Below are 21,851 nucleotides of genomic sequence, written 5' to 3'. Positions count from 1 at the left end.
AAACGCGGCCACGGCTCTCCCCATTAAGTCTGTGATAATCCGGGCCTTTTCCAGCACTTTTTAGGCCTTCCAAACGATTGACTGGGGCGGGCGCATAAAGGATTGTCCCGCCGAATTTTAGTTCTGGAGCCCTTCTTGATGACCGGCACGTCCCCGTCCGATTTCGCCAAGCGTCTGGACAAGACCGCTGATGACACCGAGGCCCTGCTCGGGCGCCTGTTGTCGGACGACATCCTGCACGATGAGATCGCCCGGCCCAAGCGACTGATGGACGCAATGCGCTATTCGAGCCTGAACGGCGGCAAGCGTCTGCGCCCGTTCCTGGTGGTCGAGAGCGCGGCTGTGTTCGGTATTCCCCGTGAAGCCGCGTTGCTCGTCGGCGCCGCGCTCGAATGCATCCACTGCTATTCGCTGATCCACGACGATCTGCCGGCGATGGACAATTCCGACCTGCGCCGCGGCCGCCCGACCCTGCACAAGAAGACCGATGATGCGACCGCGATCCTCGCCGGCGACGGTCTGTTGACGCTCGCCTTTGACATCGTCACCCGCGACGAGATCCATCGCGACGCCAACGTGCGGCTGCTGCTGACGCGCGCGCTGGCGCGCTGCGCCGGCATCGGCGGCATGGTCGGCGGCCAGATCCTCGACCTCGCCGGCGAAGGCCGCTTTGGCGGCAACGAGCCGATCGATGTCGCCCGCATTCAGCAGATGAAGACCGGCGCGCTCTTGCGTTACGGCTGCATCGCCGGCGCGATCCTCGGCCAGGCCTCGCAGAAAGAATATCAGGCGCTCGACGATTACGGCCGCGCGCTCGGCGAAGCCTTCCAGATCGCCGACGATCTGCTCGACGTCGAAGGCGATGCGGCGGCCCTCGGCAAGCCGGCCGGCGCCGACGCCGCACTCGGCAAGACCACCTTCGTCACCCAGCTCGGCATCGAAGGCGCCAAGCAGCGCGTGCGCGACCTGCTCGCGCGGGCCGACAGCGCGGTCTCGATCTTCGGCGATCGCGCCGCCGTGCTGCAGGCCGCTGCGCGCTTCGTCGCCGAGCGGAAGAGCTGACACGCATCGATGGCGGCCGAGGGCAAAGAAGACCCCGTCCTCGCCCGCTTCCGCCAGATGTCGCGGCCGATGCGGCTGCTCTATGCGCGGCCGCGGACATTCATCGCGCTCGCGGCTGGCGTCCTGGTCTGTCTGCTCTTGCCGGGCTCACACCGGCTGGTGACACGGCTCCTGTTCGGCTGGGATGCGCTGATCGCGGTCTATCTCGTGCTGGTCTACGCAATGATGCTTTGCAACGACCACCAGCACATCCGGCGCGCCGCCGCGATGCAGGACGACGGCCGTTTCGTGATCCTGCTGGTGACGGCGATCGGCGCCTTCGCCAGCATCGCCGCGATCGTCTCGGAGCTCGGCACATCGCATCGGGGCGTATTGGAGCTGACCATCGCCATCAGCACCATCGCGCTGTCATGGGCCGCCGTGCACACGACCTTCGCGCTGCATTACGCGCATGATTATTATCGGAACGCCAAGCCGGGCGGCCTTCAGTTTCCGAGCGGCGACAAGGAAGACCACGCCGACTACTGGGACTTCGTCTATTTCTCGTTCGTGATCGGCATGACCGCGCAGGTCTCCGACGTTGGCATCACCGACAAGACGATCCGCCGCACGGCCGCGGCGCACGGGATCGTGTCGTTCATCTACAACACGGCCTTGCTGGCACTGACGGTCAACATCGCGGCGAGCGCGATTGCGACCTGACGTCGTCCCGGCCTTTCGGGACGACGATCTGGATCATGCACACCCTAACGACACACTTCGGCATTGGCATCGTTGCCGGGACCGCCGCCGCCGCGATATTCGAGGTGGCAACCGCGGCTGACCGGACGGCAGCCAGTGCTATTGCAGATGACTTGCCCGCCACCTGCGGCGCGACCGGCGCCGGCAGCGGCAGCAATGCCGGCCGCGGCACCATAGCCGCCCGCCGCGCCGCCGGCCTGAGGACGCTGCCGGGCGGGACGTTCATCACCGTCGTCGCGCTTCGCCGTTGCAGGCTTGGCCGGCTTGGCGGCGCGCTTCTTCTCGCACTCATTGTCGTCGTTGACCGCATAGCCCTCACGGCAGACGATCTTCGTGCACTTGTCGCCATCGGCCTTGAAGCCGTGGTCGCAGACCACCGGGCAGACGCGTGACGGCTTGGCCTTGACCGCATCCAGTGCATCCGTGCTCGCCACCTTCACGTCGAGCTTGGTGCCGGCATAGCGGTTGAACTGCGACAGCGAGCGCTGCGAGGACGTGCTCCAATTGCCGTCGGCAGTGCCCGAGAAGCAGCCGACGCGGCCGAGCTCGGTCTGCACCGAACGGCTGAGATCGGCCGGCGCGGTCGCCGGTGTCAGGGAGGCAACGTTGGTGCCGGCGGGGCTCGCCGTGCTGGCCGGCGCCGCGCTCGGGGCCGCAGCGGCGAGATTGACGCGCTGCTGCTCGGCGGCAGCTGCCTGCTGCTGCGCCTGCTCCTTGGCCTTCTGCGCGGCGAGCTGCGCCTGCTCGGCGACCTTCGCATCGGCCGCGGCCTTGGCCTGTGCATCCTTCTGCGCGCCAAGCGCGGCGAGACGATCACGTTCCGCCTCGGCCTGTTTCGCCTTCTCGGTGGCAGCCGCATGGGCCTGCTCGGCACCAATCTTCTCGACCTGAAGCTTGGCGAGGCTGGCATAGAAGCCATCGGGATGCTGGGCGAGGAAGGCGGCCCACGCCGCCTTGTTACCGACCTGGAGCGCGAGCTCGTAATCGCGGCGGATGTCGGCCTGCGGGTTCGGTGCAGGCGCAACTGTTGCTGCGGCCGTCACCTTGACCGGAACCAGCGGCACGTCCTCACCACCGAGCGAGCCGTAGACGAACGGCTCCTGTTTGTTACCGGTCGACTTGAGCACGTCGTCGCGCACGAAGCCGAAGGCGCGGCGGACGTCGAGGCCCGGCGTCGTCAGATGCTTCGACAGCGCGACCGTAAAGGGACTGTTGGCCCCGTCGCCGTCCTGGGCGGTGAAGCCGGCCTTCGCCGAATAGGCGATCAGCGTGTTGGGGCTGGTCGGCTCGACCTGGGCAAGCCCCCGGCCGATACCGCGCGCGGCCACCGTGCGCTTCATGGTCTTGCCGAACGGATTGTCGCGGCAGGCATCCAGGATCACCAGCCGAAGCTGTTTTGCCGGTTCGACGGCGACCAGGACGCGGTCGAGCGAGAGCGCCTCGTCGTAGACGTCGGTGTCGCGCTCGAGCTTGGCGTCGACGGGGATCAGATAATTCGAGCCCTCGACCTCGATGCCGTGGCCGGCATAGTAAACCACGGCGATGTCGGCATTGCGGGTCGCATCGGCAAAATCGCGCAGCACGCGCCGCGTATCGAGGGCCGATAGATCGTGCCGGAAATCGACGCTGTTGAAACCGGCCTCCTTCAGCGTCTTCGCCATCACCGCACCGTCATTGACGGGATTGGTGAGCGACGGCGCGTGCTGATAGGCCGAATTGGCAATCACCAGCGCGACGCGATTGCCGGCAAAAGCGGGGGCCGTGCCGGACAGCAGCACGGCGGCGAGGAGAAGCGGGCAGAGTCTGAGCAGGTTGCGCATGACACGACTTCCGAAGTTCGGGACGTTTCGGTCCCCCTTGGGACCGCTTTAGCAGGATCCGGTGCCGGCGCTTGTGATGGAGGTCACCAAGGCCGGGCCGGCGACAGCCCCAAGGACCCCCTTTGTTTGTCGCGCCAGCGCGGTCGGGGTTCGCTGCCAAACCGGCGGGCAGACCGAACTCCCCTAGCCATCGCCAATATGCCCCCGATATTGCGGCAGATTGTCCGTAATCTCGTGCCAAGGCGCCTTGGAGGCTACGAAAATGTGGGCGCTTGGCCGGATCGAGGGGGCATCAACGAGGGTTCCCATGGCGACATGGACCCATTGTCCTTCCCGTACCCGGGAATAAAGCAGCGAGCCGCATCGCCCACAATGGGCGTCATGGGTAGTGTCGTCGCCGAAAATCATCCGCTGATCCCCTCCCCGGACAATGCGGAGCTTGTCCTGCGCGATGCCGGCGAACGGCTTGAAGGCGGAGCCGGTGGTGCGACGGCAGTTCGAGCAGTGGCAGTTCATCGCATAGGAGAACGCATCGGCCACCTCAAAGCGCACGGCGCGGCAGTAGCATTCGCCGATCAGCATACGAGCGTTCGAAGTTTCTGATCCGGTCATTCCAACACCCTCGCGCGATTAGCGAGAGACACCCATAGCGCATTTCGAAGTGTACGACTAAGTTCCGCCCAAGCCATCATGCAAAAGGATGACCCATGAGCCAGAACCGTTCGAGTATCGAAGCCGTCGTGCAATCCTATTTCGACGGGCTTTACGAGGGTGACGCCGAGAAGCTCGGCACCATTTTCCATCCCTCCGCTGACTTGCGCTGGGTCGAGAAGGGCGAGCTTCAGGTCCTGACCGTGCCCGACTGGCTCGACCGCGTCCGCAAGCGCGCCTCCGCCAAGGCCGAAGGCAAGCCGCGCGAGGATTTCATCGTCACGATCGACCGTTCGGACGACAAGACCGCCTTCATCAAGGTCCGTTGCCAGCTGCCTCCGCGCTTCTTCACCGATTATCTGGTGGCGATGAAGCTCGCCGACGGCTGGCAGATCGTGTCGAAGTCGTATCGGTATGACCTGAGGGAATGAGGAGGGCCTGACGTTCCGCTGCCTGAATTCGGACGCGCTCGCCCTCCATTCTGCATCATTGCAAGCATAACTCTCGCCGCGTCATTGCGAGGAGCTCTTGCGACGAAGCAATCCAGAATCTCTCCGCGGAGGGATTCTGGATTGCTTCGCTGCGCTTGCAATGACGGCGCGGATGAAGCGTGCGTAATCTCTTCCATCTCTTCTCCCGAAAGCTCCCCATGCATCTCGATCGTCGTTCCCTGCTCGCCTCGCTGTGCTGGATCGCCGCCTCTCCCGCGTTGGCCGCTGAGGCCCTGCCTGAGCTCGAAACCTATGAGCGCGACAGCGGTGGACGGATCGGGGTCTATGCAGAGAACCTTGCGACCGGAAAAAAACTCGCATGGCGCGCCGACGAGCGCTTCGTCATGTGCTCGACCTTCAAGGCCTCGCTTGCGGCTTGCGTGCTGGCCCGGGTCGACCGCGGCGAGGAGCAGCTTGCGGCCATGATCGCTTACGGCAAGCCTGACCTCTTGGACTACGCGCCGGCCGCCAAACAGAATCTTGCGGCCGGCGCGATGTCGGTCAGCGACATGTGCAAGGCGATCGTCGAGCTCAGCGACAATACCTGCGCAAATCTGCTGCTGGCGCGGATCGGCGGCCCCGCCACCCTCACCGCCTTCTGGCGATCGCTCGGCGATACCACCTCCCGGCTCGACCACAACGAACCCGAGCTCAACCGCTCGCCGCCGGGCGATCCCCACGACACCACGACGCCGGCAGCGATGGCGGGAAATTTGCGGCGCCTGGTGGTGGGCGAGGCGCTGTCGCCGGCCTCGCGTGCCCTGCTCACCGACTGGATGGTGAACTGCAAGACCGGCGCGAACCGGTTGCGCGGCGGCCTGCCCGCGGGCTGGACCATCGGCGACAAGACCGGCAACAACGGCAAGGACGCCTCGGGCGATATCGCGGTGGTCTGGCCCAAGTTCGACAATAAGCCCGGGACGCCGATCCTGATCGCGGCCTATACCCAGGGCGGCACACCGAATGCGGCGCAGATCGAAGCCGCCTTTGCACGCATCGGGCGGATGGTGGCCGAGCGGCTCGGCGTAAGCCACGCGCATTGACGTTGCAGCCGCTTCCGGGTCAAGACAGACCATCATGGAAGCGAAGTTTCAGACCTTTCTCATCCTGCTCGCCGTACTGGCCGGCGTGGCGCTGGCCGCACGCCGCTTCAACGTCGCCCCCGCCATCCTGCTGATGCTGGCGGGCGTCGGCCTCGCCTTCGTGCCGGGCATGCCCCCGGTGGAATTGCCGCCGGAATTGGTGCTGCTGATGGTGCTGCCGCCGCTGATCTACTCGGCGAGCGTTGCCATGAGCTGGCGTGAGTTCAAGAACAATTTGCGTCCCATCGTGCTGCTCGCGGTCGGAGCCGTGATCTTCACCGCAGCGATGGTGGCGGCCGCCACGCACTATATGATCGGCCTGCCCTGGACCATCGGCTTCCTGCTCGGCGCCATCGTCGCGCCGCCCGACGTGGTGGCGCCGCTCGCGATCGCGCGCCGGCTCAACATGCCGCGGCGGCTCCTGGTCATCCTCGAGGGTGAGGGGCTTGCCAATGATGCCACAGCGCTGATCCTCTACCGCTTCGCGCTGGCCGCCATCATGGTCGGGCATTTCTCGCTGCCGCTCGCCGCCGGCGAATTCCTCCTCATCGTCGCCAGCGAGATCGCCTTCGGCATCGGCGTCGGCTGGCTCTCCCTTCGCTTCCGCAAATGGTCCGGGGATCCGCAGGTCGAGCTGACGCTGTCGCTGATCACCCCCTACGTGTCCTACTGGCTGCCCGAGCATATCGGCGGCTCCGGGGTGATCGCGACGGTGGCCTGCGGTCTCTATGTGAGCTGGAACGGCCCGCTGCTGATCTCGTCGGCAACGCGCCTGCAGGGCATCTTCTTCTGGGACCTCGTGATCTACCTGATCGAGGGCGTGCTGTTCCTGCTCACCGGATTCCAGATGCGCGCGCTCTACGAGAAATCGAAGGCGTTCCCGCTCGACGACATCCTGATCGCGACTGCCGTGGTCCTCGTGATCGTCGTCGTCGCGCGCTTCGCCTGGCTCTATCCCGCAACCTATCTGCCGCGGATGCTCAGCAGATCGTTGCGCGAGCGCGATCCGTCGCCGCCCTGGCAATGGCCGTTCGTGCTCGCCTTCACCGGCGTGCGCGGCGCGGTGTCGCTGGCGGCCGCGCTGGCACTGCCGTTCACGCTGCCTGATGGCGATGCATTTCCGTATCGCGACCTGATCCTGTTCGTGGCCTTCGGCGTCATCTTCGTCACACTGATCGGCGTCGGGCTGACGCTGCCACCAGTAGTGCGGTGGCTCGGCGTCGCCGAGGCCGGCCGCAACGAGCATGCCGCCGAGCACGAGGCCGAGATCGCCGCACGCCGCCAGGCGCTCGATGCAGCACTGAAATCACTCGACGCGCTCACCGAGCAGAAGGACGTTTCCGACGAGGTCATGCGGCTGCTGCGCGCCCGCCACGACATCCGTGTCAACCAGCTGCCTGATTCACTCGATCCCACCCACCACGACGTCTCCGCCGCCGGCACCGCGCTGACCCGCGACCTGATCGCCGCCGAACGAAAATTCATCCACGATCTCCTGCGCGACGGCCAGATCACCGACGAGACGCGGCGGCGGATCGAGCGCGATCTGGATCTGGAGGAAGCCAGCCTGGCGAACCGGGAGTATCGGCGGACGCCGCTGTAGGCGCGGCCAGTCATTGCGAGGAGCCGTTGCGACGAAGCAATCCAGACTGCCTCCACGGAAAGACTCTGGATTGCTTCGCTGCGCTCGCAATGACGGCGGGAGCAACTACCGCCTCGCGCAAAACTCCACTATGGCCGACGCCACGGCCGCCGCAATCGTCTCATGCCGCTCGGGTGCGTTCATCGCCATTTCCTCGTCGCGGTTGATGATGGAGCCGGCCTCGAGCAGCACTGCGGCACTGCTGGTCCGCGAGAGGACGACGAGCCCGTCATAGCGGTAGACGCCGAAATCCTTGTCGAGCAACTGGCGCCGGTAACGGCCCATCAGCGGCAAAGTGTATTGGCTGGCATAGTGCAGGCCTTGCTCCTTCAACTGTCTGCCGATCATCCGGGCCAGCACCAGGCTGGTGGCGAAGTGCGAATTCTGCTGCGACACGAACAGCGAGTGGCCCGAAAAGCGATCGCTGAAATAGCTCTTCGCGCCATCGAATTCCCAGGTCTCGAGCAGCTTGTCCGGCACCGAATCGTGATGGATCGACAGGAAAAGATCGGCGCGCGACCCATTGGCGCTGCCGACACGTTTGAACAGGCTGGGCCGAGCCTTGCCGTCCGTGACGAGCAGGCGTGTTGCGGCAAAGCCTTCGGACTTGAGTTTCGCCGTGATGAGTCTTGCGAGACGGAAGTTGAAGCCGAACTCCGGATCGTTGCGCGCGCTCAGTGCGCCGTAGGAGTCCGGCGTATGCCCGACATCCACGACGATCCGGAATTTCGGCATCTCACATTTGGCTGGCGCGGGCGAAGGCCTGGGCCTCGCTTTCGCGACCTTTCGGGCCGGGGCGGCCAGACCCGCATCGATCGATGGAAGCAATAGCGCGACCAGCGACACCAGGAGAATTGCGACGATGTCCCGCCCTGACGACAAATCCTACTCCGCTGCCGCGATGCGTGGCCGGCCGACGAAGCCCGCGACATCGCCGAATCGTTCGAGCATGACCGCGGGCAGATCCTTCGACTTGCTGGTGACGCAGGCGCCCGAGCGCACCGCATAGCGATCCTGATGCGCCGCCTGCGGAGGCGGCTCACCCTGCTGCAGCGCCCGCGCCAGATCCATCACGGTCTTGCGAAAATGCATGATGCCGAGATCGGTCGGCCCGAGATGCTCGCGGGTCCGGTCGGCGATCGGCCCTTGGCTGTCCTGCACGGCGGCGTCCTGCTCGGAGACACCCTTGATGCCGGTGTAGCTCCGGGTCTTCTGGAGCTTGCGGTCAATCAGATAGTCGTTCCCCTTATGGCGCAGCGGCACGTAATGGTCGTCGACCTCCGCGATCACGCCGTTGCCGCGGTCGTAGGCGTCGCGCTCTGCTTGCGTCAGGGGGCGCTCCGGATTCCAGGCATAGGTGTAGATCCAGCAATTGGTGTCGGTGACAGGCACGAAGGTCTGGCCAAAAATGCTCTCGCCCGGCATCGCGCTCGGCGCGTAGGCGTGGAACGGCATCAGGAATTGCGCAATGCGCCAGTAGATGCTGTCGCCGCCGGTGAGCCGGCCGCCGGCAATGGTCAGTCCGGCGTCGTGCGGGCTGATCTTGATCACCGGACGCGGGTCTTCCGCGATCCAGCGCATGTGATCGCTCGCCATCCGCGCGATCGGATTCACAAAGTGCTTCTTGATGTCCAGGATCTCGTTCTCCTCCTTGTCGAAGGAGAGATGGGCAAAGGTGAAATGCGCAGTGTCGATCGAGCCTTCCAGCGCCTGCACCCAGTTGCAGTCCTGCCATTTCTTGCTGACGTAGCGGTGCGAGGCCGGCAGCAGTGCCATTTCGAGATCAGGCAATTCGGGTGTGGCCTCGAGCGGCCCCATATAGGCCCAGACCATCTCGCCCCATTCACGCACCGGATAGGATTTGATGCGGATCAGGTCCTTGGCGTTGAGGTCGGGGTAGGAGGTCGGCATGTCCAGGCAGCGGCCGTCGGTGTCGAATTTCCAGCCGTGATAGACGCAGCGGATGCCGCACTCTTCGTTGCGCCCGAGCCAGAGATTGGCGCCGCGATGCGGGCAATACTGGTCGATGACACCGACGACGCCGCGCGTGTCGCGGAAGGCGAGCAGTTCCTCGCCGAGGACGACGATCTTCTTCGGCTCGCCATCGGGCTCGGGAAGCTCTTCTGACAGCAAGACGGGAATCCAGAAGCGGCGCAGCAATTCGCCCATGCCCGTTCCGGGGCCGGCCTCGGTCAGGAATTTATTGTCCTCTGCGCGAAGCATGGAAGATCCTCCCGATTTGTTTTTAGGAAGATTGGCGCGGACACGGGAGGACGTCAACGCAAGAACGGGCTCTCGTAGGGTGGGCAAAGGCGCGCTCTTCGCGCGCCGTGCCCACCATCCTGTCACGTGTGCGGCGAGATGGTGGGCACGCTTCGCTTTGCCCACCCTACGGCACCGTCTCCTTAAACCGGCCGCTCCCCCTTCACCGTCACCCGCGTACCCGAGCGCGTGTGGGGCCAGTAGTCCCACATCGCGCGGTGCTGGGTGCAGCGGTTGTCCCAGAAGGCGATGGCGTTCTCGGTCCAGCGGAAGCGGCACTGGAACAGCGGGTTCTCGGCGTGCTGGTAGAGATAGGCGAGCATCGCGTCGCTCTCGTCCCGCGGGATACCGTTGATGTGGCGGGTGAAGCCGCGGTTGACGTAAAGCGCCTTCTTGGCCGTGACGGGATGCGTCCGCACAACGGGATGCTCGGCGCTCGGATAGGACGGACGGTCGGCGACGCCATAGTTCGCATAGAGCCCGCGATAGATCGGCTCGCCGTCATGCAGCGCGGTGAGGCCATCGAGATAGGCCTTCATGCGGTCGGACAGCGCCTCATAGGCGGCGTACATGTTGGCGAACAGCGTGTCGCCGCCGCGCGGCGGGCACTGCTTGATGTAGAGGATCGAACCCATCGGCGGTTCGAGATCGCAGGACACGTCGGAGTGCCAGCCCTCGCCGTTGGCGCGCGGCGAGTTCTTGTCGGCGTAGATCTTCATCAGCGCCGGGTCTTCGTCCTCATGCGGCGCGGCGGGATGGAAATGCAGCTCGCCGAACTTGCGGCCGAAGGCGAGATGCTGCTTCGGCGTGATTTGCTGGTCACGGAAGAAGATGACGAGGTTTTCGGCGAGCGCGCGGTGGATCTCGTCCATCTGCTGGTTGGAGCGCGCGTCGTCGGAGACGAGCCTGCCGATGTCCACGCCCGATATTTCCGCGCCGATGATGGGGGTGAGCTTCTCGACCGCGATGGTCTCATAGGGCGCGCCGTCATCGGCCGTGTGGCGATAGCGCGGGCCCTGCTTGCCGGCGAGTGAGCTCATGGCGTGTCTCCCGATCATTCTTGATTGGGAGCCATCGTAGCGCGCGGTGAGGGATGTGCAATCTGCACCGCACACTCAGTTCGTCGTCCCGGACAAGCGCAAGCGCAGATCCGGGACCCATAGCCACAGGGAGGGGTTTGACGCGAAATTGGTAACTCCGAGTCTTCGCCAAACCACTCCCTGTGGTTATGGGTCCCTGCTTTCGCAGGGACGACAGCGGAGTGTGGAGCGCTAGCGGAGTGAAATCACTCCGCCGCGGTCACCGGCACCTTGGCGCCCTGGCCGTAACGCTGCTCGATGTAGTCGATCACCAGCGCCTTGAAGTCGGCGGAGATGGTCGGCCCGCGCAGGGTGCGGAACTTCTTGCCGTCGACGAAAACCGGCGCGGCGGGCGCTTCGCCGGTGCCCGGCAGCGAGATGCCGATATTCGCGTGCTTGGATTCGCCGGGGCCGTTGACGATGCAGCCCATCACCGCGACGTTGAGTTCTTCGACGCCGGGATATTTCGTCTTCCAGGTCGGCATCTCGTCGCGGATGAAATCCTGGATCGAGCGCGCCAGTTCCTGGAACGTGGTCGAGGTGGTGCGGCCGCAGCCGGGGCACGCCGCGACCAGCGGCACGAAGGTGCGGAAGCCCATGGTCTGCAGCAGCTCCTGGCCGACCTGCACCTCGCGGGTGCGATCGCCGCCGGGCTCCGGCGTCAGCGAGATGCGGATGGTGTCGCCGATGCCCTGCTGCAAGAGGATGCCGAGCGCGGCCGAGGACGCCACGATGCCCTTCGAGCCCATGCCGGCTTCGGTGAGGCCGAGATGGATGGCATAATCGGAGCGGCTGGCGAGGTCCTGATAGACCGCGATCAGATCCTGCACCGCCGAGACCTTTGCGGAGAGGATGATGCGGTTCTTGGGCATGCCGAGCTCTTCGGCGCGCGCGGCCGAGAGCAGCGCGGACTGCACCATGGCTTCGCGCGTCACCGCGCGCACGTCGCGCGGATTGGCCGAGGCGGCGTTCTCGTCCATCAGCTTGGTCAGCAGCTCCTGATCGAGCGAGCCCCAATTGGCGCCGATGCGCACCGGCTTGCTGTTCTTGTTGGCGATCTCGATGATGTCGGCGAACTGGGTGTCGCGCTTGTCCTTGAAGCCGACATTGCCGGGATTGATGCGGTACTTGGCGAGCGCCTCGGCGCAGGCCGGATAGGCCGCGAGCAGCTTGTGGCCGATATAGTGGAAGTCGCCGATCAACGGCGTGGTGATGCCGCGCTTGGCGAGGCCGTCGCGAATGTGCGGCACGGCGGCCGCGGCTTCCTCCCGGTCCACGGTGATGCGGACCATTTCGGAGCCGGCGCGCGCGAGCGCCGCGACCTGGGCAATGGTACCGTCGATGTCGGCGGTGTCGGTGTTGGTCATCGACTGCACGACGATCGGCGCACCGCCGCCGACGGCGACGTCGCCGACCTTGACCTGGGTGGTGTGATGGCGCGGCGCTGGCCCCGCGATGTCGGAATCGATGGTGGTTTCGGGCTTGTTCATGGGGTCCAAATATCAGGTTTTGGTGACGTTCAGCAATGCATCGCGCGGCGCCGCAGCGACTTGGCTGGGACGGTTAACCAGAAAAAGCCCAGCAATTACAAGGACGGCAGCCGCCCCGAACGCCAAGCTTAGCGTGTCGTGCATGATGAAATAGCTACCGACGACGCCAAACAAAGGGGTGATGAAGGTAAAAGCCGACAATTTGCTGGCCGAATAGGCCTTCACCAGCGCGAACCAAAGCGTGAACGTGGTTCCAACCACCCAGATCGCCTGAAAGGCCATCAGGCCGAGCGACAGCGGCGCCGGGGTATGCGTGATGGTCTCGCCGAACAGCCATGCCGCCAGTCCCAGGATCGGGATCGAGATCGCCACCTGATAACCCAGCGCCTTCTCGGGCGCGGCGAACCGCAACCTTGTGCCCTTGGCGACCAGTGTCGTCGCCGCCCACAGCGCGGCGCCACCGACGATCATGAGGTCGCCGAGCAGGACATGCGAATCGACATTGGGCTGCGGCACGCCAATCGCGAGGGCGACGCCGGCAAAGCTGATGGCGAGGCCCAGCCATTGCGAGGCGCCAAGCCGTTCGCCGAGCACCTGATAAGAGCCGAGCGCGACGAAGAACGGCGCGGTGTAGAGGAACACCACCGCGCGCGAGGCTGAGGTGAGACGCAGCCCCTGGAAGATCAGCACGAATTCGATGCCGAACATCAGCCCGGCAATCAGGCCCGGCTTCCACGTGCCATCGTTCTCGAAGAATTTGACGCCGCGAAGCGTGCCGATGAGGAACAGCACCGGCAGCGCGCCCGCCGAGCGGATCGTGGCCTGCAGCATCGGCGGAATGTCAGGCAGCACCAGCTTCACCGCGATCTGGTTGAACCCCCAGGTCAGGCACAGCATGAGCATCAGGGCGATGGCGCCGGCACTGAGGGGACGTGCGGCGGAATAGTTGGCTTGTGGCGAGGACATCTCTTCCCGATTACCGGCTTTGCGCCGTTGTTGCTCTATGCAGCTTTTTGACAATGGGTGCAGACGCCCGTGATCTCCACCACGGACAATTTAGGCGCAAAGCCCGAGCTGCGCGCCGCAGCATTGAGATCCCCGGCGAAGGATGCCGACGGGATCTCTCCGACCAGGCCGCAGCGCTCGCAGATCAGGAACGCCACCGCCGAGGTCGCGTCGTGGTCGTGGGCGGCACAGGCGAGGTAGGCATTGCGGCTTTCAATGCGGTGCACGAGGCCGTTGGCCATCAGGAAATCGAGCGCGCGATAGACCGTGATCGGCGCCGGCCGCGATATCGATTTGGCAAGCTCGTCGATCACCTCATAGGCGCCGAGCGGGCGGTGGCTGGAGAGCAAGGCCCCCAGCACCTGACGGCGTATCGGCGTTAATTTCTGAGCGCGCTGCTTGCAGACCTCCTCGGCATGCGCCAGAGCATCCGCGGTGCAGCGGCCGTGATCGTGGTCAGGCGCGGGAAATGCCGGCTTTGCGAGGGTCATGCGGCCACGTTCTAGCATTTGAGCCCGGGAACCCAAAGCACGACCCTGCGACCGGCTGCCAGCCATGCTCGCGCTGCGGGACAGCATCCTGATAATCCGCCATGGAATAATCATAAGCTTGCTTATTATATTCCAAGCTTATTGGAGACCAAGCTTATGACCCGCGGGTCCGTCGACCAGAACTTCCTGTTCACGCTCGGTGAGCTTTATCGCCTCTTGCGCGTCTATGCCGACAAGGAGGCATCGCGGTTCGGCATCACCCGGGCGCAATGGGCGGTGCTGGCCAAGGTCGAGCGCAGCGAGGGCATGAAGCAGTCGGAACTCGCGGAACTGCTCGAGATGCAGCCGATCACGCTGACCCGCCTGATCGACAAGCTCTGCGACAGCGACTGGATCGAGCGCCGCAACGATCCTTCAGACCGCCGCGTCAAGCGCCTGTATCTGAAGAAGGCTGGCCGGCAATTGCTGGGCCGGATGAGCGGGCTGAAGTCCGAGCTCACCGCCAACGCGCTCGACGGCATCACGCCGGCGGACGCCCATCGCCTCCTGGCCCAGCTCGAAACCATCAAGGAAAACGTGCGTACCGCGATCCAGACCAGCGGCGCGGAACAGGCGCGTAAGGAGCAGCGCTATGGCTGACCAAGTCCTCAAGTTCCAGCCCGAGCAGAAGACCGACAGCGGCAAGCCCACCAAGAAGGCCGGCACCGATCCGCGCCGCCGCCTGGTAGCCGGCCTGCGGCGTTACCGCCGCTTCCTGCTCCTGGTCGTGCTGCCTGTCATCGCCGCCATCGGCGGCATCACTTTCTACCTGCATGGCGGCCGCTATGTCGGCACCGACGACGCCTATGTCGGCGCGCAGAAGGTGCTGGTGACGCCCGACATCTCCGGCAAGATCCAGAAGGTCGTCGTGAAGGAAGGCCAGTCCGTCAAGCAGGGCGACGAGCTGTTCGAGATCGACCCCGCTCCGTTTCGCCACGCGGTGGACGAAGCCAAGGCGCAGCTCGCGCAGGCCCGCACGACTTACGACAACCTCGTCGCCAACATCAAGATCTATGGCGACATGCTGGGCCTTGCCCAGCAAGGCATCGATTTGAAGCAGCGCGACGTCGAGCGCAAGCAGGCGCTGGTGAAGAACAATTACGGCTCGCAGCTCGATCTCGACAATGCCTCGAATGCGCTGGTCACCGCCGGCGCGCAGGCGCAATACATCAAGCAACAGCTCTCCAACGCCAAGACGCAGCTGCTCGGCGACCCCGAATTGCCGCTGGAGCAATTCCCATCCTACGCCCAGGCGAAGGCCAAGCTGGACGATGCCCAGCGGAACCTCGACCACACCGTGCTGCGCGCGCCGATGGACGGCGTGGCGACGCAGGTCGAGCAAATCCAGCTCGGCCGCTATGTCGCCGCCGGCACGCCGGTGTTTTCCATCATCGACGTCGCCCACCCCTGGGTCGACGCCAATCCGAAGGAGAGCGACCTCACCCACGTCACCGAAGGACAGCCCGTCACGCTCGAGGTCGACGCGTTCCCGAACCACGTCTTCAAGGGCAAGATCGGCTCGCTTTCGCCCGGCACCGGCGCGCAATTCGCGATCCTGCCGCCGCAGAACGCTACCGGCAATTTCGTCAAGGTGGTGCAGCGCGTGCCGATCCGCATCTATTTCGACGAGACCGACAAATATGTGCGGAAGCTGAAGGCCGGCATGAGCGTCTACGCCACCATCGACACCGGCCATCAGCGCTCGCTCGCCGGCCTGCTCGGCCTGTCGGCGACAGCGAGCCAGGATAAAGACTGAACGCAAGGACTGATCCGATGTCCGGTCCCAATGCCAGCCTGATGGTCCCCGGCCTGCGCCGGAACATGGTGACGATCTGCGCCATGACCGCGACCATCATGCAGGCGCTGGACACCACCATCGCCAACGTCGCCCTGCCCTACATGCAGGGCACGCTGTCGGCCTCGCAGGACCAGATCAACTGGGTGCTGACCTCCTACATCGTCGCCGCTGCGATCATGACGGCGCCGGTCGGCTGGATCGCCAACCGCTTCGGCCGCAAGCGCATCTTCATCATCTGCTCGGCCGGCTTCACCATGGCCTCGGTGCTGTGCGGCCTCGCCCAGGACATCAACCAGATGGTGCTGTTCCGCCTGCTGCAAGGTGTGTTCGGCGCCGCCCTGGTGCCACTGTCGCAATCGGTGATGCTCGACTATTACACGCTCCAGGAACGCGCCAAGGCGATGTCGATCTGGGGCATGGGCGTGATGATGGGTCCGATCATGGGTCCATCACTTGGCGCCTGGCTGACCGAGACTTATTCCTGGCACTGGGTGTTCTTCGTCAACCTGCCGTTCGGCTTCATCACCGTGCTCGGGCTGATCGTCTTCATGGACGAGACGGACAAGAATCTCAGCCTCAGATTCGACTGGTTCGGCTTCGCCGCGCTGGCGGTCGCGATCGGCTCGCTTCAGCTCGCGCTCGACCGCGGCGAGCAGCTGGGCTGGCTGGAATCCAATGAGATCCTCGCGGAGTTCATCGTTTCGGCCGTCGCCTTCTATTTCTTCCTCGCGCACTCCTTCACGACCTCAACGCCGTTCATCCGGTTCGCGCTGTTTCGGGATCGCAACTTCGTCACCGGTTGCGTGTTCATGATCGTGATGGGGCTCGTGCTGTTCTCGACCATGGCGCTGGCTTCACCCTATATGCAGAACGTGATCGGCTATCCCATCATCACCGCCGGCCTCTTGCTGGCGAGCCGCGGCTTCGGCACCTTCTTCGCGATGATGCTGGTCGGCCGCATGATGCGCTATTTCGAGGCGCGCACGCTGATCATCGCCGGCCTGACGCTGACCGCGGGCTCGCTGTTCCAGATGACCGGCTGGACCGATTTGACCCAGGTGCCGGAGATCGTCACCGTCAGCGTCGTCCAGGGCTTCGGCTTCGGCCTCGTCTTCGTGCCGCTCTCGACCGTGGCGTTCCTGACGCTGTCGAACGATCTGCGCACTGACGGCACCGCGATGCTGACCCTGATGCGCAACGTCGCGAGCTCGGTCGGCATTTCCGTCGTCATCGCCCAATTGACGCAGGGGACGCGGCGGACCTATGCGATCCTGTCCGAGCACATCAACCCGTTCAACCACGCGCTCCAGATGCCCAGCGTCAGCGGCATGATCAACCTGTCCACCGACGCCGGCCGCGCCATGGCCGACAGGATGGTCAGCGTGCAGGCGCAGATCATCGCCTTCGCCTACGACTATCAGCTGGTGATGTTCTTCATCCTCTGCACCATCCCGCTCGCCTTGCTGATCGGCTCGACCAAGGCCACGCTGCGCAAGCAGGCGGCCGGACCGGAACATGCGGTGTTGGAGTAGGACGCGGTCGACCACCAATCTCCACTGTCATCCCGGACAAGCGCAGCGAAGCGGAGCGCAGATCCGGGATCCATAATCACAGGGAGTAGTTTGGCGAAGACTCTGAATTACCAGTCTCGCGCCAAACGTCTCCCTGTGGTTATGGGTCCCTGCGTTCGCAGGGACGACACTGAATATGCGGCGCGACCCCTACAACAACTCCTCGCAGCCCAGATCATCCACGGCCGCAAATATCCGCTCCAGATTGTTCCACCAGATCAGCGGCGGAAGGTTGATGCTCCATTGCCAGACCGGCTTGGTGATGTGCCAGAGCACCGATCGGCGATAGTCCTGGTCAAGTGCGCCGCGCGTGTAGCCGCTGACGCCGTGCGAGATCAGGGTCTCATGATAACGGTTGAGCAGCAGGCGCTCGAGCGTCTGCCTACGCTCCGGATACCATTGCGTCGCCATCATGTAGGCGAGATCGTGGGTCGGCACGTTGATGCGCCACTGGTCGAAGTCGAAAATGCGCACGGTGTCGGCGATGTCCGCGCGCGGCAGGAGGAAATTCCAAGTATGGGCATCGCCGTGGGCAATAGAGAGATGTCGATGGGAATGATAGCGCTCAAGCAAACGATCCGACTGCTCAATGAACCGTCGATAGAGGATGCGTCGTTCTTCGCTCAGGCGGTCGCCGAGAAGATCGGCAAAACGATCATAGTGGCCAGCAAAGGTCTCCATCAACCTTGACGTATCATCGGCGCTCATCCAACTGCCGACGGTGTCGCCGAGACTTGGGTGGTCCCACCATGCCGCGTGCCAGCTCGCGAGCGTCGTGACGATCGCCAGCGCCTGTTCGCGAGACGGCGGCAGGGGCCACTGGGCCGCGACATCATGGCTATCGGTGAGATCCTCGAGCAGCAGATGCCAACTGACATTTTCCTCATCGAACTGTCCGTCAAAGCAACGCGGCACCAGCCCCGGCGGCATATTCGGTGCAAGTTTCGCATAGAAGGCCACTTCGTGCCGGCCACCATGCGCGAGCGTCTTGGCAAAATCGGCATGCGGCGTCTTCAGGATCAGTGTCTGCGGCGCGCCGCCGGATTCGCCGACATAGCGCAGGCCGAGACGCACGATATGTGACACGACGGTGTCGCGCTGATGCAGCACCTTCACCTCGCGCACGGCGCCGGCATCCAGCACGCCGCCCCTGCGCAGTGCCGCCGTCAGTCGGGCGGGCTCAACGACATCAGGCAGTTGTGGAGGTGTCATGAAATTCACGATGCCCCTGTCCCGCGCCATACTGCACGATCATGACCCCACGCACCAGCCGCCGGTCCGATGCCGCGCTCAAGCCGCCTCGGTCGAGTCGCGCACGGTCCGCACCACGACCGACCGGAGCTGTTCGAGATTGGCAGCCATGCCGGCGATCGCCTGCCTGACCTCGGCGGCGCGCTCGTTCACGGAAGCGGCGTCGCGGCTGACATTGCCGATCTTGGCCGAGACCTCCTTCGCCGCCGACGCCGATTCGGAAATCGACCGCGTGATCTCCCGCGTCGCGGCGTCCTGCTCCTCCATTGCGGCGGCAACCGAGGTCGCCACGCCGTCGATCTCGACGATGTGGCCTCCCATGGTCTCGACCGCATCGACCGCGGCCTGCGTCGAGGCCTGAATCTCGGTGATCAGCCGCGTGATCTCCTCGGTGGATTTGGCGGTCTGGTCGGACAGGGACTTCACTTCGGCGGCGACCACGGCGAAGCCGCGGCCGGCCTCGCCCGCACGGGCGGCCTCGATCGTGGCGTTGAGCGCCAGAAGGTTGGTCTGGCCGGCGATGCCGCCGATGAGGTCGGAGACCTCGGCGATCTTCTTCACCGATCCGGCCAGTGCCTGGATGGTCGAACGCGCCTGCTCGCGGCCGGCGACAGCCGATTTTGTGACGGTGCTGGTCCGCACGACCTGGCTTGCGATCTCGCGGATCGAGGCGCTGAGCTCTTCGGCCGCGGCCGAGACGGTCTGCGAGCTGCCGAGGGCCTGGGTGGAGGCCGCCGCGACCGCCTGCGACTGTGCGGAGAGCGACTTCGCGATCTCCGACAGGCTGGACGCCGCCCGCTCGACGCCTTGCGTCGCTGCGCCGGCGGTGTCGACCGATCGGCCGGTCTCGCGCTCGACGGTCTCGGCCATCTGGTGCAGGGCGGAGCGCTTGGCGAGCGCCGCCTCCTGCTCCTGCCGCAACTGCTCCTCGCGCAGGCGGGAATTCTCGACCGCCGCCTGCTTGAACACCACAAGCGCCCCCGCCATCGAGCCGACCTCGTCCTTTCGGTCAGCGAAAGGAATGTCGGCGGCGAGATCGCCGGTCGCAAGCTTCTGCATCGTATCAGTCATGCGCACGATCGGGCGCACCACGCCGAGGGCGACGCCGAGCAGGCCCGCAGCAACGAAAGCCAGGACAGCGGCGGAGACGCCGAGGAGGATATAAAGCATCGAGCTGTCGCGGTCCGCCGCCAGCTTTTCCATGGCGGCATTCTGCTTGTTGGCGTTCTCGACGATGCTGTCGATCACGGCGCGATGCGCGGTGTAGGCGTCCTTCAGCTGCGCATAGATGCGCTCGGACGCAGCGGCGTCCTTGGCCTTGAGCGCCGGCAGGAGCTGGTCGGACGCCTTCCAGAACTTCTGCACCTCGGCGTCGGACTTGGACACCAGCGCCGTTTTCAGGTCGGCCGAGAGGCTGGAGGTGACCCAGAACGCCTTGCGCTCGTCGTAGTCCTTGCGGAGCTGGACCAGACGTTCGCCGTGGGCCGCCAGCTGGTCCGGCTCGCGCATGGCCAGCGTCGCCTCGAGATAGGCCTCGATGACATATTCCGGCGGCGGCAGAATGTCCGCGATGAGGTCGTTGCCGAGCTTGATGTCGGAGTAGAGCGGACCGCCGACCTTGAGCTCTTTCAAGGCATAGAGGCTGGTCGAAACCACGGCGGCAAAACCGATGGCGAGAACGATGCCGAACGCAATGATCGCAGAGGACAAGGACAGACGAAATTTCATGAAACAATCCGGGGCGGCGTCGAAACTGCAGCCACCCTAGACGAATACGGTAAATACGGGATTGCTTCGCGCCGAAATTGTATCGCGCGAACTCCGCATAACTACGGGAATTTGCCGTCAAGCCATCGGTATTTGAGTCAGCGAGGCTGACGCACACACGTGCGAATCGTTTCGGCCGGAGGCAACCTCGGCTTCGATGCGCCAGATGAGACATGCGTGCCGAGGATCAAGCCTCCCCGGCACGCATTGCCTCACACGTCGAAGAACACCGTCTCGTTGTCGCCCTGGAGCCGCAGGTCCAGCCGGTAGACCGGCTTGCCGGCTTCGCGCACCGCAGTCAGCGTGGCGCGGCGCCCGGTGGGCACCAGCGCCAGCACGGGGTCGGCGGCGTTGCCGGCCTCGTCGCTGAAATAGATCCGGGTGTAGAGATGCCGCAGCATGCCGCGGCCGAACACCGCAAGGAGGATGTGCGGCGCCTGTGGCTTGCCATCGGGATCCGGCACCGTGCCCGGCTTGATGGTCTCGAACGCGTAATTGCCGTCCTTGTCGGTGCCGCAACGGGCAAAGCCGCGGAAGCTCGCATTCGGCAGCGCACGCTTGTCCTGCGGGTCGGCAAAGCGACCCTGCGCGTCCGCCTGCCAGATCTCCAGCATGCAATCTGGCACGGCAACTCCGTCACCGTCGAACACACGCCCCTCGATGCGGATGCGCTCGCCGGTGACGTCTGGCGTGAGCGTCGAGTTGGTGAACGCGTCGTTCCAGGCGTATTCGCCGTTCGGCGTCAGGCCGTATTTGAAGAACGGGCCGACCGTCTGCGATGGGGTGATCCCGTCTGGCGTCACAGAATCCTGCACTTAGTGATTCTCCATGGGGGTGGCGTTCTTGCCGCGCAGCACGACGTCAAAGCGGTAGCACAGCGCCCATTCGGGCTGGGTGTTCTCGAGATCGAACGAGGAGACCATCCGCGCCCGCGCCTTCTCGTCCGGCACCGAGTTGAAGATCGGATCGAACGGGAACAGCGGATCGTTCGGAAAATACATCTGCGTCACGAGGCGCGTGACGAAGGAATGGCCGAACACCGACAGATGGATATGCGCGGGACGCCAGGCATTGTGGTGATTGCCCCAGGGATAGGCGCCCGGCTTGATGCTGACGAAGCGGTAGTAGCCGGCAGCATCGCTCACGGTGCGGCCGGCCCCCGTGAAATTCGGATCGAGCGGCGCCGGATGCTGGTCGCGGACATGGACGTAACGGCCGCACGAATTAGCCTGCCAGATCTCGACCAGCGAGTTCGGCACGCCGCGACCGTCCTCGTCGCGCACATGGCCGTGCACGATGATGCGCTCGCCGATCGGCTCGCCCTTGTGCTGGGTGGTGAGGTCGTTGTCGCCTTCGCGGACGGTCTCGTGGCCGTAGACCGGGCCTGTCAGCTCCGACAACGTATGGCGCATCGGGATCAAGGGCTTGTTCGGCGCACGCTTGATCGAGCTCTTGTAATCGGGCGACAGCGACAGCGGATGCGCCTTGTTGCTGTCAGTGGGATAGATGAATGTCATGGGCAGACTCCTCCCCGGCCATGTGGTCCGGCCGGACAACGCTTCCGCCAATCATTATAGGATATAACTAATTGGGGGAAGCGGGTTTGAGC

At 64.6% G+C, this 21,851-nt stretch carries 20 protein-coding genes; 8 read left to right on the top strand and 12 right to left on the bottom strand.

The window, feature by feature from the left end:
• Nucleotides 1-138: 138 nt before the first annotated feature.
• Together IC66_RS0125190 and IC66_RS0125185 are read left to right on the top strand one after the other, a co-directional pair.
• On the top strand, nucleotides 139-1,062 hold the full coding sequence (locus IC66_RS0125190) for a polyprenyl synthetase family protein (protein WP_038949508.1): 924 nt from the start codon (nucleotides 139-141) through the stop codon (nucleotides 1,060-1,062).
• Nucleotides 1,063-1,071: 9 nt separating this feature from the next.
• Nucleotides 1,072-1,764, top strand: a complete 693-nt coding sequence (locus tag IC66_RS0125185) for a DUF1345 domain-containing protein (protein ID WP_038949507.1) — start codon at nucleotides 1,072-1,074, stop codon at nucleotides 1,762-1,764.
• A gap of 44 nt (nucleotides 1,765-1,808) precedes the next feature.
• Here the strand turns inward: IC66_RS0125185 and IC66_RS0125180 are convergent, their stop codons facing one another.
• Together IC66_RS0125180 and IC66_RS0125175 are read right to left on the bottom strand one after the other, a co-directional pair.
• A complete protein-coding gene (locus IC66_RS0125180) occupies nucleotides 1,809-3,623 on the bottom strand; it encodes a caspase family protein (protein WP_038949506.1) in 1,815 nt (604 codons plus the stop codon).
• Nucleotides 3,624-3,806: 183 nt separating this feature from the next.
• On the bottom strand, nucleotides 3,807-4,235 hold the full coding sequence (locus tag IC66_RS0125175; protein ID WP_038949505.1) for a GFA family protein: 429 nt from the start codon (nucleotides 4,233-4,235) through the stop codon (nucleotides 3,807-3,809).
• A gap of 95 nt (nucleotides 4,236-4,330) precedes the next feature.
• Here IC66_RS0125175 and IC66_RS0125170 point away from each other — a divergent pair, with 95 nt between their 5' ends.
• The 3 genes from IC66_RS0125170 (at nucleotide 4,331) to IC66_RS0125160 (ending at nucleotide 7,450) form a co-directional block, all read left to right on the top strand.
• Complete coding sequence (locus IC66_RS0125170; protein ID WP_038949504.1) at nucleotides 4,331-4,705, top strand: nuclear transport factor 2 family protein; 375 nt, start codon at nucleotides 4,331-4,333, stop codon at nucleotides 4,703-4,705.
• A 218-nt stretch (nucleotides 4,706-4,923) separates the two neighbouring features.
• Nucleotides 4,924-5,808 (top strand): class A beta-lactamase, encoded by an 885-nt coding sequence (bla, locus tag IC66_RS0125165; protein WP_038949503.1) that lies wholly within the window; start codon nucleotides 4,924-4,926, stop codon nucleotides 5,806-5,808.
• 34 nt (nucleotides 5,809-5,842) lie between these two features.
• Nucleotides 5,843-7,450, top strand: a complete 1,608-nt coding sequence (locus tag IC66_RS0125160; RefSeq protein WP_028139634.1) for a Na+/H+ antiporter — start codon at nucleotides 5,843-5,845, stop codon at nucleotides 7,448-7,450.
• A 105-nt stretch (nucleotides 7,451-7,555) separates the two neighbouring features.
• Here IC66_RS0125160 and IC66_RS0125155 read toward each other — a convergent pair whose 3' ends face one another.
• The 6 genes from IC66_RS0125155 to IC66_RS0125130 all read right to left on the bottom strand — a co-directional run bounded on the left by IC66_RS0125155 (nucleotide 7,556) and on the right by IC66_RS0125130 (nucleotide 13,816).
• Nucleotides 7,556-8,371, bottom strand: coding sequence for an N-acetylmuramoyl-L-alanine amidase (locus IC66_RS0125155; protein WP_038949502.1), 816 nt, complete (start codon nucleotides 8,369-8,371; stop codon nucleotides 7,556-7,558).
• Between the two features lie 3 nt (nucleotides 8,372-8,374).
• Nucleotides 8,375-9,712 (bottom strand): Rieske 2Fe-2S domain-containing protein, encoded by a 1,338-nt coding sequence (locus tag IC66_RS0125150; RefSeq protein ID WP_028139632.1) that lies wholly within the window; start codon nucleotides 9,710-9,712, stop codon nucleotides 8,375-8,377.
• Nucleotides 9,713-9,894: 182 nt separating this feature from the next.
• Nucleotides 9,895-10,791, bottom strand: a complete 897-nt coding sequence (locus tag IC66_RS0125145; protein ID WP_038949501.1) for a TauD/TfdA dioxygenase family protein — start codon at nucleotides 10,789-10,791, stop codon at nucleotides 9,895-9,897.
• Nucleotides 10,792-11,036: 245 nt separating this feature from the next.
• The gene (ispG, locus tag IC66_RS0125140; RefSeq protein ID WP_028139631.1) at nucleotides 11,037-12,320 is read right to left on the bottom strand and encodes a flavodoxin-dependent (E)-4-hydroxy-3-methylbut-2-enyl-diphosphate synthase; all 1,284 of its coding nucleotides are present in this window, start codon (nucleotides 12,318-12,320) and stop codon (nucleotides 11,037-11,039) included.
• 12 nt (nucleotides 12,321-12,332) lie between these two features.
• Entirely contained in the window at nucleotides 12,333-13,286 is a 954-nt protein-coding gene (locus tag IC66_RS0125135; protein WP_028139630.1) for a DMT family transporter, read from the bottom strand.
• A gap of 35 nt (nucleotides 13,287-13,321) precedes the next feature.
• A complete protein-coding gene (locus tag IC66_RS0125130) occupies nucleotides 13,322-13,816 on the bottom strand; it encodes a Fur family transcriptional regulator (protein WP_038949500.1) in 495 nt (164 codons plus the stop codon).
• A 156-nt stretch (nucleotides 13,817-13,972) separates the two neighbouring features.
• Between IC66_RS0125130 and IC66_RS0125125 the strand changes: the two genes are divergently transcribed.
• The 3 genes from IC66_RS0125125 to IC66_RS0125115 are packed head-to-tail and all read left to right on the top strand — an operon-like array spanning nucleotide 13,973 to nucleotide 17,185.
• Nucleotides 13,973-14,455 (top strand): MarR family winged helix-turn-helix transcriptional regulator, encoded by a 483-nt coding sequence (locus IC66_RS0125125; RefSeq protein ID WP_038949499.1) that lies wholly within the window; start codon nucleotides 13,973-13,975, stop codon nucleotides 14,453-14,455.
• Nucleotides 14,448-15,611, top strand: a complete 1,164-nt coding sequence (locus IC66_RS0125120) for an HlyD family secretion protein (protein ID WP_028139627.1) — start codon at nucleotides 14,448-14,450, stop codon at nucleotides 15,609-15,611. The genes IC66_RS0125125 and IC66_RS0125120 overlap by 8 nt, the downstream gene beginning before the upstream one ends.
• Before the next feature lie 17 nt (nucleotides 15,612-15,628).
• Complete coding sequence (locus IC66_RS0125115; protein WP_038949498.1) at nucleotides 15,629-17,185, top strand: MDR family MFS transporter; 1,557 nt, start codon at nucleotides 15,629-15,631, stop codon at nucleotides 17,183-17,185.
• Between the two features lie 189 nt (nucleotides 17,186-17,374).
• On the opposite strand, the gene IC66_RS0125110 is transcribed toward IC66_RS0125115, so the two are convergent.
• The 4 genes from IC66_RS0125110 to pcaH form a co-directional block, all read right to left on the bottom strand.
• Complete coding sequence (locus IC66_RS0125110) at nucleotides 17,375-18,466, bottom strand: phosphotransferase (protein ID WP_028139625.1); 1,092 nt, start codon at nucleotides 18,464-18,466, stop codon at nucleotides 17,375-17,377.
• 48 nt (nucleotides 18,467-18,514) lie between these two features.
• Nucleotides 18,515-20,203 carry a methyl-accepting chemotaxis protein gene (locus IC66_RS0125105; RefSeq protein ID WP_038949497.1) on the bottom strand — a complete coding sequence of 563 codons (1,689 nt, stop codon included), beginning with the start codon at nucleotides 20,201-20,203 and terminating at the stop codon, nucleotides 18,515-18,517.
• A 251-nt stretch (nucleotides 20,204-20,454) separates the two neighbouring features.
• Complete coding sequence (gene pcaG / locus IC66_RS0125100) at nucleotides 20,455-21,057, bottom strand: protocatechuate 3,4-dioxygenase subunit alpha (RefSeq protein ID WP_038949496.1); 603 nt, start codon at nucleotides 21,055-21,057, stop codon at nucleotides 20,455-20,457.
• Nucleotides 21,058-21,759, bottom strand: coding sequence for a protocatechuate 3,4-dioxygenase subunit beta (pcaH, locus tag IC66_RS0125095; protein ID WP_038949495.1), 702 nt, complete (start codon nucleotides 21,757-21,759; stop codon nucleotides 21,058-21,060).
• Nucleotides 21,760-21,851: the final 92 nt, after the last annotated feature.

The organism is Bradyrhizobium genomosp. III (genome assembly GCF_000261705.1).
Taxonomy (GTDB): domain Bacteria; phylum Pseudomonadota; class Alphaproteobacteria; order Rhizobiales; family Xanthobacteraceae; genus Bradyrhizobium; species Bradyrhizobium ottawaense.
The sequence above is the reverse complement of the archived record's forward strand: the minus strand, read 5'-3'. Positions and strand labels throughout refer to the sequence as shown.